This is a genomic window from Rahnella sp. PAMC25559, assembly GCF_050632365.1.
In the GTDB taxonomy this organism is placed as follows: domain Bacteria; phylum Pseudomonadota; class Gammaproteobacteria; order Enterobacterales; family Enterobacteriaceae; genus Rahnella; species Rahnella rivi.
In genome coordinates, this window is record NZ_CP192543.1 from 4,508,130 (window position 1) to 4,523,166 (window position 15,037).

At 53.9% G+C, this 15,037-nt stretch carries 12 protein-coding genes and 1 pseudogene; 5 read left to right on the forward strand and 8 right to left on the reverse strand.

Translation table 11 applies throughout. The annotated features are described in order from the left end of the window. Nucleotides 1-398 precede the first annotated feature (398 nt). The 3 genes from mutH to ACQZQY_RS21825 all read left to right on the forward strand — a co-directional run bounded on the left by mutH (nt 399) and on the right by ACQZQY_RS21825 (nt 2,676). Complete coding sequence (gene mutH / locus ACQZQY_RS21815; protein WP_056781810.1) at nt 399-1,085, forward strand: DNA mismatch repair endonuclease MutH; 687 nt, start codon at nt 399-401, stop codon at nt 1,083-1,085. Between the two features lie 152 nt (nt 1,086-1,237). Beyond that, the gene (locus tag ACQZQY_RS21820; protein WP_056782032.1) at nt 1,238-1,456 is read left to right on the forward strand and encodes a YgdI/YgdR family lipoprotein; all 219 of its coding nucleotides are present in this window, start codon (nt 1,238-1,240) and stop codon (nt 1,454-1,456) included. Nucleotides 1,457-1,635: 179 nt separating this feature from the next. Next, nucleotides 1,636-2,676: an NADP(H)-dependent aldo-keto reductase gene (locus ACQZQY_RS21825; RefSeq protein WP_056781813.1), complete on the forward strand. Its 1,041-nt coding sequence runs from the start codon at nt 1,636-1,638 to the stop codon at nt 2,674-2,676. 68 nt (nt 2,677-2,744) lie between these two features. Here the strand turns inward: ACQZQY_RS21825 and lplT are convergent, their stop codons facing one another. The 3 genes from lplT to ACQZQY_RS21840 all read right to left on the reverse strand — a co-directional run bounded on the left by lplT (nt 2,745) and on the right by ACQZQY_RS21840 (nt 8,709). Beyond that, the gene (gene lplT / locus ACQZQY_RS21830; protein WP_122097007.1) at nt 2,745-3,953 is read right to left on the reverse strand and encodes a lysophospholipid transporter LplT; all 1,209 of its coding nucleotides are present in this window, start codon (nt 3,951-3,953) and stop codon (nt 2,745-2,747) included. Then, nucleotides 3,950-6,115, reverse strand: a complete 2,166-nt coding sequence (gene aas / locus ACQZQY_RS21835; RefSeq protein WP_431296398.1) for a bifunctional acyl-ACP--phospholipid O-acyltransferase/long-chain-fatty-acid--ACP ligase — start codon at nt 6,113-6,115, stop codon at nt 3,950-3,952. The genes lplT and aas overlap by 4 nt, the downstream gene beginning before the upstream one ends. A gap of 323 nt (nt 6,116-6,438) precedes the next feature. Beyond that, nucleotides 6,439-8,709 (reverse strand): molybdopterin-dependent oxidoreductase, encoded by a 2,271-nt coding sequence (locus ACQZQY_RS21840; protein ID WP_431296399.1) that lies wholly within the window; start codon nt 8,707-8,709, stop codon nt 6,439-6,441. Between the two features lie 253 nt (nt 8,710-8,962). Between ACQZQY_RS21840 and galR the strand changes: the two genes are divergently transcribed. After that, nucleotides 8,963-9,970 (forward strand): HTH-type transcriptional regulator GalR, encoded by a 1,008-nt coding sequence (gene galR, locus ACQZQY_RS21845; RefSeq protein ID WP_056781823.1) that lies wholly within the window; start codon nt 8,963-8,965, stop codon nt 9,968-9,970. On the opposite strand, the pseudogene ACQZQY_RS21850 reads toward galR, so the two are convergent. The 5 genes and pseudogenes from ACQZQY_RS21850 to ACQZQY_RS21870 form a co-directional block, all read right to left on the reverse strand. After that, nucleotides 9,967-10,408 (reverse strand): annotated as a pseudogene (locus ACQZQY_RS21850) (GNAT family N-acetyltransferase). The gene galR and the pseudogene ACQZQY_RS21850 overlap by 4 nt on opposite strands. A gap of 5 nt (nt 10,409-10,413) precedes the next feature. After that, nucleotides 10,414-11,187 (reverse strand): FCD domain-containing protein, encoded by a 774-nt coding sequence (locus ACQZQY_RS21855; RefSeq protein WP_056781826.1) that lies wholly within the window; start codon nt 11,185-11,187, stop codon nt 10,414-10,416. Between the two features lie 38 nt (nt 11,188-11,225). Next, complete coding sequence (locus tag ACQZQY_RS21860) at nt 11,226-11,543, reverse strand: PTS sugar transporter subunit IIB (RefSeq protein ID WP_056781828.1); 318 nt, start codon at nt 11,541-11,543, stop codon at nt 11,226-11,228. 14 nt (nt 11,544-11,557) lie between these two features. Continuing rightward, complete coding sequence (locus ACQZQY_RS21865; protein WP_431296400.1) at nt 11,558-12,994, reverse strand: glycoside hydrolase family 1 protein; 1,437 nt, start codon at nt 12,992-12,994, stop codon at nt 11,558-11,560. Nucleotides 12,995-13,023: 29 nt separating this feature from the next. Further along, complete coding sequence (locus ACQZQY_RS21870; protein WP_056781833.1) at nt 13,024-14,361, reverse strand: PTS sugar transporter subunit IIC; 1,338 nt, start codon at nt 14,359-14,361, stop codon at nt 13,024-13,026. A 286-nt stretch (nt 14,362-14,647) separates the two neighbouring features. On the opposite strand from ACQZQY_RS21870, the gene ACQZQY_RS21875 reads away from it, so the two are divergent. Further along, entirely contained in the window at nt 14,648-14,965 is a 318-nt protein-coding gene (locus tag ACQZQY_RS21875) for a PTS lactose/cellobiose transporter subunit IIA (RefSeq protein WP_056781835.1), read from the forward strand. The last annotated feature ends 72 nt before the right edge of the window (nt 14,966-15,037 follow it).

Consider the following 15,037-nt stretch of genomic DNA (forward strand, 5'->3'; position numbering starts at 1 on the left):
ATAACGGGACTAAAAAAGTGAGGCAAGTCACATTCGAACATGATCTGGCGAAAGATCCACCAATGACGTTTTTATCCACAGCGATCGTCTAAAAGTTGACGTTACCTGCTCTGAAATTGGATAAAACCCGGTCCGTCAAGCCTGTAAATCGAACCAGTGATCGAATTTACCCAGGGTTATCCAAGAAATCTGTGGATAAGTAGGGGGAAGATCCTGTTCATTGTCGCCTTCAACAGGTGGTCAACCTGAAAACGGCTTGTGATAAACCGGTCAGAAGGGTAAAAAAAATCAAATTAAATCATGCTATTATTCGGCTATCCCACGGGTATAACTTTTTATGCACTGCATTACGCAGGGTGAGTATAAAATTTAACCTAATTTCATGAGTGTTGTTTTTTATGTCTATTCCTTTACCTGCAACTGAACCGCCACGTCACGAAGATGCGTTGCTGCATCGCGCGCAGTCGCTCGCCGGGCATACGCTGGGTGAGCTGGCGGCCCGTGCCGGATTGCCGATACCGGCAAACCTTAAACGTGAAAAAGGCTGGGTGGGTATGCTGCTGGAAGTGTATCTCGGCGCGAGTGCCGGCAGTAAGCCGGAGCAGGATTTTGCTGATATCGGCATCGAGCTGAAAACGATCCCCATTGATTCTCAGGGAAAGCCGCTGGAAACCACGTTTGTCTGCGTTGCTCCTCTGACCGGCAACAGCGGTGTGACCTGGGAAAGCAGCCACGTCCGGCATAAACTGGCGCGGGTATTGTGGATCCCGGTGGAAGGGGAACGTCAGATCCCGCTGGCCGAACGCCACATCGGCGCGCCTCTGCTGTGGCAACCCACGCAGGAAGAAGATGAGCAACTGCGTCAGGACTGGGAAGAGTTAATGGATTTGATCGTGCTGGGCAAAGTCGAAAGCATCACGGCACGCCACGGAGAATTCCTGCAACTGCGCCCGAAAGCGGCAAACAGCAAAGCGTTAACCGAGGCCATCGGTGAATTTGGCCAGCCCATTATGACCCTGCCACGCGGCTTTTATCTGAAGAAACGTTTTACCGCAGCGCTGCTGGCGCATCATTTTCAGCTCTGAATCATCATTTTAAAAATACCGGCACCTTTTATGTCACTTTTAAAAGCCTTTGCTACGCTAGAATGTGATTCTGTCTGGAGTGTATAAAGTTCGGCTTTGTCACACTTCACGTTCACTACTACGTCGCGTACATAAAAGGAATGACAACAATGATGAAGAAAGCGTTGATGATGACCAGTGCTGCTCTGCTGGTATTCGGGCTTGCAGGCTGCGCCAGTGACTATGTAATTTCCACCAAGGACGGCAGCATGATCCTGACCGACGGCAAACCGGAGCTGGATAAATCCACCGGTCTGCTCAGTTATACCGATGAGCAAGGCAACGAACGTCAGATCAATAACGACAATGTCAGCCAGGTCATGAAGCGTTAAACACATTCTGTTCCCCGCAATACAAAGAGCCAGTTTTTGCTGGCTCTTTTGCTGTCAGCCCCTTTCCGCCCGCGTTACCGGCACTCTCTGCTACTTCCCCCTTCTGCCAGCCTTGTATATAGTCAGTTAAGGCATTTTTTTTCTCCGCCTGACATTCTCAGAAGAAAGGAAGACCGGCAATGCAATATCACCGTATACCCCACAGTTCTTTAGAAGTGAGCTTACTGGGTCTTGGCACCATGACTTTTGGTGAACAAAACAGCGAAGCCGACGCCCATCAGCAACTCGATTACGCCGTCGCCGCGGGCATCAATCTGATTGATACCGCAGAGATGTACCCTGTTCCGCCACGCCCGGAAACGCAGGGTCTGACGGAAAGCTATATCGGCAGCTGGCTGAAAGCCCGTGGTAACCGCGAAAAAATCATTCTGGCGAGCAAAGTCTCCGGCCCTTCCCGCGGCAGCGACAACGCGATCCGCCCGGCGCAGATGCTGGATCGTAAAAATATCCGCGCAGCGCTGGATGCCAGCCTGAAACGTCTGAACACTGATTACCTCGATCTCTACCAGTTGCACTGGCCACAGCGTCAGGCCAATTTCTTCGGCAAACTCGGTTATCAGTACACCGAAGAGCAGTCTCCGGTCACGTTGCTGGAAACGCTCGAAGCGCTGAATGAACAGGTTCGCGCCGGTAAAATCCGCTACATCGGTGTTTCCAACGAAACGCCATGGGGTGTGATGCGTTATCTGCAACTGGCGGAAAAACACGATCTGCCGCGTATTGTTTCCATTCAAAACCCGTACAGCCTGCTGAACCGCAGTTTCGAAATCGGTCTGGCGGAAATCAGCCAGTACGAAGGTGTAGAGCTGCTGGCGTATTCCAGCCTGGCGTTCGGCACCCTGAGCGGAAAATACCTTAACGGCGCAAAACCGGCCAACGCGCGTAATACGTTGTTCAGCCGTTTCACCCGTTACTCTTCACCGCAGGCCGAAGGCGCGGTGGCGGAATACGTGGCGCTGGCCAAAAAACACAATCTGGATCCTTCTCAGATGGCGCTGGCCTTTGTGCGTCAGCAACCTTTTGTTGCCAGCACCCTGCTGGGCGCAACCACGCTGGAACAGCTGAAGATCAATATCGACAGCCAGGAGTTAACGCTGGATGCCGACATCATGGGCGAACTGGAAAATATCCATAAGCGCTTCACGATCCCTGCACCTTAACGCCGGATCTCAGCCATTAAAAAAGGGCGCTGAGCGCCCTTTTGTTTTTTTGAAATAACAGACAAGCCTCAGGCGTGACGTCGTTTTTGCATAATCTGCCAGATCCACAGCGCGGTGATCGCCAGCGCGAAGACCACACCGAAACCAATACCGATCGCCACCACCGGCGCTCCTGCCATCACCACCAGCGAATACAGGCCGAGCATCAGTAACATGGCGGTATTTTCGCCCAGATTTTGCACCGCAATGGCATTACCGGCACCGACGGAAGCCTTACCGCGATGCTGCAACAACGCATTCAATGGCACCACAAAGAAGCCACCGAGAACACCGACCACGATCAGCACGATGTAAGAACTCAGCATACTGGTTTGCAGTGCGAAGACGACCACGGCGACACCGATCGCCACGCCCGCAGGCAGACAGCGTTTCACCGTTTCCAGGCGAATCAATTTCGCGGCCGCACCGGCACCAAACACAATCCCGATCGCCACCATCGCGTTGAGCAGCGTCGGCGTTTTATTATCGGTAATGCCCAGCGCCACCGGCACCCACAGCACCAGCAGGAAGCGCAGCGTCACGCCCGCGCCCCAAAACAGACTGGTTCCCACCAGCGAGAAACGGGTTTCACCGTCGCGCCACAACGTGGTGCAGGCAGCGAAAAATGTCCGCGTCATTTTTACCGGATGCCAGGACTGCCCGGCGCGCGCCGGCGTCAGTTTCGGGATAAACCAGTTCGCCGCCACTGCCGCACCATAGGCCAGCACACAGATCCCCAGCGCCGCCAGGATATTCCAGTCCGCCAGCGCACCGCCCGCCACAGAACCCAGCAAGATAGCGGCGATGGTAGACGCCTCCATCAGACCGTTGGCTTTTACCAGCTGTTCGCCACTGGCGATTTCACCCAGAATGCCGTACTTGGCCGGCGAATACGCGGCGGCCCCAATACCGACCAGCGTATAGCCGAGGAAAGGATTCAGACCGGCACAGATAACCGCCGCGCCGCCCAGTTTCAGCAGGTTAGCCACCATCATTACCCGCCCTTTGGAGAAGCTGTCGGCGAACTGCCCGACAAACGGCGCGAGAATGATGTAGGTGGCGACGAAGGCCATCTGTAAAACAGGCTGGCTCCAGTCGGGATAAAGCTGCTGTTTGATCAACGCCAGCGCGGCAAACAACAACGCGTTATCGCCAAAAGCAGATAAGAACTGCGCCACGATCACCGCCGTCATGCTTTTGGACATCAGCGGCGAGGCCGCCGCTAAAGGTTTACTCATGCCTCAGTCTCCGGTTTTTCTGCCATTTCGCGCAGGGTGACAAAATCAGGTTTACCGCTGCCGAGAAGCGGCAGGGCTTTTACCACACGAATATCACGCGGCACGGTAAGTTCCGGCAGCCCCAGTTCACGGGCAGCCTTACTCAGCGCATCACGACGTAATTGTGGGTCTGTGGTGAACAGCACCAGCGCTTCGCCTTTACTGCTGTCACTGCGCGACGTCGCGGCGTGTTGCGCATCCGCAGACGCCTTGATCGCCAGCTGTTCCACGCTTTCCAGTGAAACCATTTCGCCTGCCAGTTTGGCGAAGCGTTTCACGCGCCCACGAATGGCGCAGAAACCTTTTTCATCCAGCGTGACGATATCACCGGTGTCATACCAGCCAGCCTGCATTTCACCGTCGGCATTTTCAGCCTGCGGGGTTTCCAGTACGCCCGGATTTTCAACGCGCAGATAGCCTTTCATGATGTTCGGGCCGCGCAGTTGCAGCCGTCCGCCCTCTTCAATGCCCGGCACTTTAATCAGGCGCGCGTCCATTCCCGGTAAAATCTTCCCGACAGTGTTCACTTTGGTCGCCATTGGCACGTTAATCGCCACCACCGGCGCACACTCGGTCACGCCGTAGCCTTCCAGAATGCGGATACCAAATTTGTCCTGCCAGATTTCCTTAGTGCTTTCCGCCAGTTTCTCCGCGCCCGCCACCACGTAACGCAGGCGGGCAAAATCATAAGGATGGGCAAAGCGGGCGTAGTTGCCGAGGAAGGTCGACGTACCAAACAGCACGGTGCAGTTCTGGTCGTAAACCAGTTCCGGCACGATGCGGTAATGCAGCGGGCTGGGATAGAGGAACACGCGGGCACCGGTCAGCAGCGGTGTTAACAGACCGACAGTCAGGCCGAATGCGTGGAACAACGGCAGCGACGACATAAAGCGGTCACGCGGCGTAAAGTCTGCCACGGTACGGATTTGCTCGACGTTCGCCAGCAGGCTGGCGTGTGAATGCACCACGCCTTTCGGGTTGCCTTCCGAGCCGGACGTGAACAACACCAGCGCGGCATCATCGGCTTTTTGCGGCAGCATGGCGCGGCGAGGGAAAATCAGATGGAACAGGATCCACAGCTTATCTTGCGTGGTGACCGTGTCTTTTAAATCTTCCAGATACACCCAGTTCGCTTCCGGCACATTCTCGGGAAGATGCGTCAGTTTGCCTTTTTCTAGGAACTGACGGGAGGTGACGATGGTTTTGATCTGCGCCGCTTTCATTGCGCTTTGCAGGCCTTTCGCCCCGGCGGTGTAGTTAAGCAGCGCCGGAATACGGTTGCGCACAGAGGCACCGAACAGCGCCGCCGCCATGATGGTGGCATTCGGCAGCAGCATGCCGACGTGTTCCCCTTCGCGGGTGAAACGTTGCAGGATCCGGCTGACGCCGAGGGATTTTTTCAGCAGCCCCTGATAGGTATCTTCTTTAAACGCGATATCGGCGATGCAGGGTTTGCGGCGGCCATAACGGGTCTGCGCGGACAGCAGCGCTTCATACAGCGTTTCCGGTTCGCGGGTGGCCATGCGCGCCTGCATCATGATCTTATGCAATTGCTCTCCGGCCAGCACGCGGCGGTCGCGTGAACGCGGCGCATCCGGCATCGGGATAGTCTGCGGCGGTAACACGTTGATGGTAATTTTCGGGAACCAGCGAATCTTAAAGCTGCCGAACAGACGTCCAAACGGCGTGTATTCTGCGCCATCAATACGCACAGGGATCACCGTCGCCTGAGACTTCGCCGCCACAAAGGCCGCGCCGTCGTAAATTTTCATCAATGATCCGGTGACCGTAATACGCCCTTCCGGGAAGACCACCACCGGACGCCCCTTCTCGACCTGGCGGATCAGATGCTTGATCGCCATCGGTTTGGTCGGGTCGAGCGGCATAAAGTCAACGTACCGCTTCAACCAGCGCATATACCAGGTGTCGGTAATATTGGAATAGACGGCGAAAACCGGCTTCACCGGCAGGAAAAGCACCAGCAGCATGCCGTCAATAAAAGAAACATGGTTGGGGGTGAGCAATAAACGCGGGTAATCAAATGAGGATGTGGCCGGCGTCACAGTGACCCGAAACGCGATGCGGAACAGCCATCTGAACGCAGCGAAAAGAAAGTTATACATGTGTGCCATCTCCTTATGTGTCATCCCTGATCCTGAAAGAAAAAGGTTGGGGAAACAGCATACTATAAGCCGCAGAATAATGACGACAGTCAGCAGTGAGTTTAGGAGGAGGATGAGTAAGTGGGGACCGGAGGCAAAAAAAAACCTACGCATCTGCGTAGGTTGGTGCAAATCTAATCGGTATCAACATGCAGAGCACGTTGATGATTCACCAATCAATACCTCTGGGACGTTCAATCTAGCTGGTTTGTGGTAATCACAGCCAGCGGGCAATCGAAACATAATTCCGCAAAGTGTAACGAGTGGTGAAAATGTCCCCGGTTTTAATCATTTAGTGCGCACTGCGTGACTTCCACCAGACAACTCATGGCATTCGGACCCTGCGTAAGACGTGAAGTGCCGATATCCAGCGTCAGCACATTCGGGTTACCCGCCTGCTCGGTCTCCTGCCATTTGCCGCCAAAGCCAGGGTTAAACCAGGCGCCCGTCGACATCAGCACCACACCGCGCGTTATGCCATCGTTAAACGTCACTCCGGCCAGACAACTGCCGCGGGCATTATGCACTTTTACGCGATCGCCCTCATTCAGCTGGCGGCTGACGGCATCCTCCGGGTGCATAAACAGCGTTTCTTTACCGGCCGTTTTATTGGACTGCGCCAGCGGAGACTGATCGAGCTGGCTGTGCAGACGATCTTTCGGCTGAATGGAAATCAGGTGCAGCGGCCACTCTTTGGCTGTTTCAGCGCCCAGCCATTCTACCGGCGGCTGCCATTCAGGGTGTGGCGCGAAATCTGCGTAACCGTAACCGGCGATCGTTTCCGAGAACAGTTCGATTTTTCCGCTGTGCGTGCCGAGGGGATTTGCACGCGGACTTTTGCGGAACTCCTCGAAGAACACAAAATCTTTTTCCGGCATCGGCAGTTCGACAAAACCGCGCTCCCAGAACGTTTCAAAGTCCGGCCATTCCACGCCGGTGCCTTTTTGCGCTTCGCCGCACTGACGGTAAATATGGCGCAGCCACTGATCTTCATTACGCCCCTGCGTAAACTGTTCGCGATAACCGAGTCGGTCAGCGATGTCTGCAAAAATATCAAAATCGTTACGCGCCTGATGCTGAGGCGCAATCGCCTGATGCATCGCCAGCACGAAGCGGTCCCTCGAAGAACCGCCGATATCGTTGCGCTCAAGCGACGTCGTGGCAGGCAGCACGATGTCCGCCATCTGCGCGGCAGGCGTCCAGACGTTATCCTGTACGATTATGGTGTCCGGTTTCTGCCAGCCTTCGACCAGCCGGTTAAGCTGCTGATGATGGTGGAACGGATTTCCGCCCGCCCAGTGCACCAGATGGATATCAGGATAATGCTGCGTTTCGCCCTGGAATTCATACGGTTGCCCCGGATTGAGCAACATGTCGCTGATACGGGCGACCGGGATCGACAGGCCGGACGGATTTGGCCCTGCGCTGACGGCTGGCCCCGGCGTGTCATAACGCGGATTCCCGACGCTGTTCATCGAACCGTGACCAAACGAGAAACCGCCGCCCGGTAAACCCACCTGGCCGAGCATCGCGGAAATGGCGATCATCATCCAGTAAGGTTGCTCGCCGCGATGAGCACGCTGCACGGAATACGAACAGGTAATAAAGCTGCGCACACCAATCAACTCATCGGCCAGACGCGCAATGCGCTCCGCCGGAATACCGGTAATGTCGCTCGCCCACGCCGGGTCTTTCGCGATGCCGTCCGAATCGCCGCGCAGATAGGCGGCAAGTTGCGGATAACCGACGCAGTGACTGGCGAGAAACGCATCGTCCTGCGCCTCTTTGCGCTGAATTTCAAACGCGATCGCCATCATCAGCGCCGCATCGGTATTAGGGCGGATTGGGATCCACTCAGCATTGAGGAACGCCGGGCAATCGTCGCGCATCGGGCTGATATTAATGACGCGGGTGCCCTTCTTCGCCAGCTGCTCCAGCGCCGGTTTCAGCGTATGTTCTACTGCGCCACCTGACGCCACCTGCGCGTTTTTCAGCGCAAGGCCCCCGAAGGCCAGCAGGATTTCTGCGTGTTCAACCACGCTCGGCCATGAAGTCACCCGGCCGGTCAGCGGTGTAAAAGTGCCGATGACATAAGGCAGGAAAAACTGCGCCGAGCCCCAGCTGTAGTTGCCAAGCTGATCCACGCCACCGCCGCCGGTGAAATAAAAACGACGCACCAGCGATCGGGCATGATGCAGACGCCCGGCGGAGGACCAGCCGTAAGAGCCGTTGAAAATGCCGGAAGCGCCATAGCGGTCGCGCACACGCCGGTTTTCTTCCGCCACCAGATCCAGCGCCAGATCCCAGTCCACTTCGACAAAATCTTCCCGGCCACGCAGCGAGCGAGCGCTGTTTTCGCGTTTTTGCAGCCACGAGCGACGCACAGCCGGTTTACGGATACGCTTGTCGGAATAAACCAGCGGCACAATGGAATCCAGTAAAGGCGAGGGATCGGCATCCGCTTTATAAGGTTCACAGCGGATCAAGCGGCCATCTTCCACCACGGCGGTGTACGCGCCCCAGTGAGCCAGTTGCGGATAGCGTTTTATCGACATAATTTCTATTTTTCTCAGCGCAGATGAATGACCTTAAAAATACCATTCAGGACGCTGGCAGTTCAAAGAACAAATAATCTTAATAAAATGCATTTCCGCCCTATCGCACTGGGATTTCCGTTAATCACCACGATCTTTTTCTATTACATCGCCCTTACATCTAAAAGTTGCGATCAGCCTCCTTGCAGCGACCGGTCTTTTCCGCAAAACTGGTCAGTGTAAACGATTACCCTCACGGAATAGCGGAAGTGTTATGGCAACGATTAAGGATGTAGCAAAACTGGCAGGCGTATCGGTTGCGACCGTTTCACGCGTGATTAACCATTCTCCTAAAGCCAGCGAAAGCTCGCGGGATGCGGTTCAGAGCGCCATGCAACACCTGCAATATCATCCGAATGCCAATGCGCGCGCCCTGGCTCAACAGGCGACCGAAACATTGGGGCTTATCGTGGCAGACGTTTCTGACCCGTTCTTCGGCGCGATGGTCAAAGCGGTGGAACAGGTGGCCTACGCCACCGGCAATTTTCTGCTGATTGGTAACGGTTATCACAACGTCGAAAAAGAGCGTCAGGCCATTGAACAGTTGATCCGCCACCGCTGTGCCGCGTTAGTGGTGCATGCCAAAATGCTGCCTGAAGATGAACTGACCAGCCTGATGCAACAAATCCCCGGTATGGTGCTGATTAACCGTACGCTGCCGGGCTTCGAGCAGCGCTGTATTGCCCTTGATGACCGTTACGGTTCCTGGCTGGCAACCCGCCATCTGATTCAGGCCGGGCATAAACGCATCGCGATTTTGTGTTCTGACCACGGCATTTCCGACGCCAGCGATCGCCTGCAGGGCTATATCGACGCCCTGACGGAGAATAATATTCCGGTGGATGACAAGCTGATCGCCTACGCCGAACCCGATGAAATCGGCGGTGAAAAAGCCATGGCGGATTTACTCGGTTTGGGAAAAGGATTTACCGCGGTGACCTGCTATAACGATTCGATGGCCGCCGGTGCATTATCGGTGTTAAGCGATAACAGCATTGATGTACCGGGAGAAATTTCACTGATTGGGTTTGATGATGTGCTGATTTCACGCTATCTGCGTCCGCGTCTGACTACCGTGCGTTATCCGGTGGTGGCGATGGCGAATCAGGCGGCGCAGCTGGCGTTAGCGCTGGCCAATGGCTTGCCGTTACCGGAAACCACCCACATGTTCAGCCCGACGCTGGTGCGCCGACACTCGGTGAGCAACCCGGCAGGCAACTAAAGAAATTGGCGAAACAGATGCACCGGTTTATCAGGATAATCCAGCGCATCGCCAATATACTGCCAGCCAAAACGCTCGTAATAGCCGGTAAATTCAGCGTACAAGTACACCTCACGAAAGCCGCTGCGGCGGCTCTGTTCCAGAACGAATGCCTGCAACTGTTGCCCCAGCCCCTGTGAGCGGAACTCCTCATCGACGTACAGCGCCGCCAGCCACGGGGTCAGATCCTGGCGGCTGATCAGATCACAGCCCCACCGTTCCCGCCAGTGTCTCGCCTGCCAGCGCGATAAACGTTTGCGGCAGATCCGCGCCGCTCAGGCTGCTTTGCACTACGCTTGCAAAAAAATCCCGACTGTTATCGCTGCCGAAAGCCTGCCATAACCAGTCCGTCACCTGTTCTTTGAATTCAGGCCGGTCGCTGAGATTAATGATGTTAATTGCACTCAAACCATTTTACCCTGAAAAATCGGCACGGATTCAAACAGATAACCGTCAAACTCTGGCGCATCGACATCCGACAATTCCATCAGCGTATTTTTCACGTTTTCCATGTGCTGCCACATCGCCTGGTACGAGCCCATCACGTCGCGACGTCGCAGTGCCGCCAAAATATTCTGATGATCAGCCAGCCACTTCAGGCGATAACCGCGCGTGGCGATGTGGCTGTGTAACTGTTTCCACAACGGGCTGGAGTCACGGTGCATCCAGATATTTTTGACGGAATCGAGCAACATCTGATTTTGCGTCGCCCCGGCAATCAGCAGGTGAAACAGCCGGTCATTGTCGCCGCTCTCATCGTTGGCGACGATTGCAGTTTGCTCCTGCTCCAGCGTACGGCGCAGATTTTCGATATCTGATTTGGTCGCCATTTTGGCGGCAAACGCGGCGATATTGCTTTCGAGCAACTGCCGCGCCTGCAGGATTTCAAAGGGGCCGATCTGCCCCTGATACATCAGTTCGTCTTCGCCTTCTTCCTGAGAAGGAATGCGGATCACGTACACGCCGGAACCCTGACGGATATCCACCGTGCCTTCCAGTTCCAGCATCAGTAAGGCTTCGCGCACAATCGTCCGGCTGACGCCGTAGGTTTCCGCCATGTTGCGTTCCGGCGGCAGGCGGGATCCCACAGCAAAATGCCCTTGCTTGATTTGCTCGCGCAGGTCATGCCCGATTTCCTGATACTGCTTTCTGTCCTGCGAAACCACACCCTTTTCCACACAATCACCCTGATGCATAAACCAAAAAAGACCGGATGTTACTGTATCAGAGATAACGCCTGATCCAGCACTTTTGCACCGTTTAACGTGCCGTAAGCCACCATGTCGATCACTGCAATCGGGATACCCTGTTCGTCGGTCAGCTTCTTATTTTCCGCCAGTTTGAATCTCACCTGCGGCCCTAACAACACCACCTGAATATCCCGGCCATAGGCTTCCAGCTCATCTCGCAGATTATTTTCCGGGATGGCGTAGATTTTAAATTCCAGGCCACGGGCCGCGGCTTCTTTTTCCATTTTGGTGACCACAAGCGAGGTAGACATGCCTGCTGAACACGCTAATACGATACGTTTCATAGTATTTCCTTAAGTTATTTATCTTCGTCATCCAGCGTCAAAGACAACACGCCATTGTCACTGAGGGATTTAAACCAGCGGGACGATTTTTTCTGATGGCGGTTACGGTTGTCATCAAGATCAATTTCAATCAACCCGTAGCGATTTTTAAACGCATTCATCGGCGAGACATTATCGGTAAATGCCCACAGCATATATCCCTGACAATTTGCGCCGTCTTCCCGCGCTTTTAGCGTCCAGTAAAGATGCTCGGCGATAAATTCGATCCGATAATCATCCTGAATTTCGCCGGAAATTGCGTCGCGGAACTGCCCTTCGTTTTCGATACCCATGCCGTTTTCAGCCACAAACCACGAAATATTGCCGTATTCGGTTTTAATGCGCATCGCCATGTCATACACCACGCGCGGATAAATTTCCCAGCCACGGGATTTATTCATCCTTCGGCCCGGCAATTCAAAATGCTCGTAATAATACGCCGGATGGAATGGCGTCTCTTTATTCCATTCGCGGGAGGGGGCTTTTACCCGGTGCGGGTAATACAAATTAATCCCCACTTCATCGACGGTGTTATTGCGAATTATCGTCAGCTCAGCTTGTGAATAATCAAAATGCACGCCGTGCTTTTCCAGTAATGCCAGCAGTTCCTGCGGGTATTCCCCTTTAATCATCGGATCTAAAAATACGCGGTTATAAAATAAATCGTATATGCGTGCCGCCTGCTGGTCGTGCGCCGCGGTTGAACGGGCGTAAGTCACTTCCGGATTTAAAATCACCCCGACGGTGCCTGAGGCGTTATACCCTTTGCGGTAAAACAGCTCGACCACTTTGGCGGTCGCCAGCACTTTGTGGTGATTCCACTGCATCCATTTTGCGGTGTTTTGCTCGAACGGCCAGCGGATTGCGTCCAGATACACGCGGGTCTGCACCACTACCGGTTCATTAAATGTAAACCAGCGGCTGACTTTGTGGGCGTAACGCTCAAACACCTTTTCCGCATACAACACAAACAGTTCGACAACTTTCTTTGAGCTCCATCCGTCATATTTTTCAATCAGATACGCCGGAAGTTCGTAGTGTTCGAGGCACAGCATGGGCTCGATACCGTTGCGTTTCATCTCATCGAGCAGGTCGTCGATGTAAGCGGCGTACGCTTCATCGACGGTGCCCAGCTCATAGTCGGTGAGAAAGCGCGACCAGTTGATCGAGGTGCGGTAGTGGCTCAGCCCGCTGGCTTTCATCAGCGCCACGTCTTCTTTATAACGGTTGATGAAATCCGTGGCTTTCGCCGGGCCGTAGCCGTTGTGCCAGACGTGACGGCTGTTTTTGTACCAGAGATCCAGATACGAATCCTGCCCGTCTTTCTTGCCGCTCCAGCCCTCGGTCTGCCACGCGGAAGCCGCGGCGCCGAGGATAAATCCTTCAGGAATGGCGATGGTAACCTTGCTCATAACAGTCCTCTTTGTCCGGATGAATTGACTCAGGCCGTCGCCGCCTGTTTTTGCTGCATCGCTTCAAGCTGTGCCTGTTCGGCGCGGCGGGAAGCCACTTTCACGAACGGCAGATAAATCAACACCGACACCACAATGCAACCGGCCTGAGTGATCACAGCCCCCATCGAACCGGCGGTAGAAAGCCAGGCGTTGATGATAGGCGGCGTAGTCCACGGCACCATGACAACCGCGCGTCCGGCAAAACCGAGGCTGGTGGCAAAATAACCGATGGTCCCGGTGATGAGCGGCGTGATGATGAACGGGATCGCCAGAATCGGGTTCAGCATGATGGGCATACCGAAAATCACCGGTTCATTGATGTTAAAGACGCTTGGCCCGAGTGACAGTTTGGAGATTTCGCGCATCTCTTTACGACGCGTGGCGAGCATGACGGCCAGCAACAAACCGATGGTGCAACCGGAACCCCCGATACTCATGTACACATCCCAGAACGGCATGGTGATGATGTTCGGTACTTCATGACCCTGCTCGAAGGCCGTCATGTTGACCATGATCGCGCCCAGCAGCAGGGGTTCGCGGATAGGCTTGATCATCTGATTGCCGTGAATACCGATCACCCAGAACAGTTGCGCCACAAACATCAGCAGCAGAATGCCCGGCAGGCTTTGCATCACCGACTCCAGCGGACGCTGGATCACCTGATACACCGCATCGTACAAATACATGCCGGTGACCTGATGGAACACAAAACCAAAGGTGGCAATGATCACCACGGTAATAATGGCGGGGATTAATGCGGAGAATGACGCCGAGACATTCGGCGGCACGCTTTCCGGCATCTTAATTCGCAGGCCGCTGTAGCTTTCGAGCTTGGAATAAATTTCTACCGAGAGGATGGCAATAAACATGCCGAGGAACAGACTTTTCGTATCGGAGAATTGTTTGGCCAGCACATCTTTCACTTCCTGCATCTGACCATTGACCATCATATCGACAGTGGTCGGCGTCACGGCAATAAAACAAATGACCGCCAGCAGTCCGGGAAATAATGATCGCGAGCCGTTAATTCTGCCTAATTCAATACCGATCAGGAAGACGGCACCAATGGTCAGGAAACTCAGCGTGGCGTAGTTAATGCTGCTCATAATCGGTTTGAGCGTCGCCAGCCATGACAACATTTCAAAGTGAGCCAATCCGTTTTTCGGATCCATCACCATGTTAGAAATTAATACCGAGAATGCCCCTACAATAATAACGGGCATTAATGTGATAAAAGCAGCTTTGATAGCCATAATGTATCTGTAGCTATTAAAGGTATTGGCGAATCCCCCGAGAGAATCGATAAAACGGTCTTTAAATGACATGACACCACCTCTTTTAATTTTGTTTCACGCTTTGCAGGTGTTTGTTTCGCATTGACCTTTTATGCATCTGAAAGAAAAGGTGTCGCGCGAAGTAGAGCCAGATTCCGTTTCTGAGAGTGATCCTGTCGGCCACATGTCGGCGTTATTTCATCAATAATGCGAAATGTGGCATGCCAAAAAATAGCTGAATGAGAATTAATTTCTGTGACATTGTTCTCACATGTGAATATTGGAATTCCAATATGATGAATTCACCCTTTTCTGGTATACCAATTTGGAGTTTTCGATGGAATTCGATCTGGAACAAACGGTGATGGAGTTATTGATCAACGCCGGAGAAGCACGATCTAACGCGATGATGGCGATTCAGCACGCACGTAAAAAAGAGTGGGAACAGGCTGATGCCATGCTGAAAGCCTCAGACGATGCGGCGCGTATCGCGCACAAAGTGCAGACGCAGCTGATTGGTCTGGATGAAGGCGTGGGCAAAATTCCGGTGAACCTGATCATGGTGCATTCGCAGGATCACCTGATGACCGCCATGCTGTGCCGTGAACTGGCCGAAGAGATCGTGTTACTGCGTAAAGAGATGTTTGATAAGTAATGAGTTTATCACTCAGGAATTCCCCTGAATCCTTTGAGTGGCATCAGGGCGGCAACGCAATGAAACCCCGGT

Excerpts from the sequence above, each read along its gene's own strand:
- mutH (WP_056781810.1), top strand. The coding sequence starts at position 399 with ATGTCTATTCCTTTACCTGCAACTGAACCGCCACGTCACGAAGATGCG.
- ACQZQY_RS21820 (WP_056782032.1), top strand. The coding sequence starts at position 1,238 with ATGAAGAAAGCGTTGATGATGACCAGTGCTGCTCTGCTGGTATTCGGG.
- ACQZQY_RS21825 (WP_056781813.1), top strand. The coding sequence starts at position 1,636 with ATGCAATATCACCGTATACCCCACAGTTCTTTAGAAGTGAGCTTACTG.
- lplT (WP_122097007.1), bottom strand. The coding sequence starts at position 3,953 with ATGAGTAAACCTTTAGCGGCGGCCTCGCCGCTGATGTCCAAAAGCATG.
- aas (WP_431296398.1), bottom strand. The coding sequence starts at position 6,115 with ATGTATAACTTTCTTTTCGCTGCGTTCAGATGGCTGTTCCGCATCGCG.
- ACQZQY_RS21840 (WP_431296399.1), bottom strand. The coding sequence starts at position 8,709 with ATGTCGATAAAACGCTATCCGCAACTGGCTCACTGGGGCGCGTACACC.
- galR (WP_056781823.1), top strand. The coding sequence starts at position 8,963 with ATGGCAACGATTAAGGATGTAGCAAAACTGGCAGGCGTATCGGTTGCG.
- ACQZQY_RS21860 (WP_056781828.1), bottom strand. The coding sequence starts at position 11,543 with ATGAAACGTATCGTATTAGCGTGTTCAGCAGGCATGTCTACCTCGCTT.
- ACQZQY_RS21865 (WP_431296400.1), bottom strand. The coding sequence starts at position 12,994 with ATGAGCAAGGTTACCATCGCCATTCCTGAAGGATTTATCCTCGGCGCC.
- ACQZQY_RS21870 (WP_056781833.1), bottom strand. The coding sequence starts at position 14,361 with ATGTCATTTAAAGACCGTTTTATCGATTCTCTCGGGGGATTCGCCAAT.
- ACQZQY_RS21875 (WP_056781835.1), top strand. The coding sequence starts at position 14,648 with ATGGAATTCGATCTGGAACAAACGGTGATGGAGTTATTGATCAACGCC.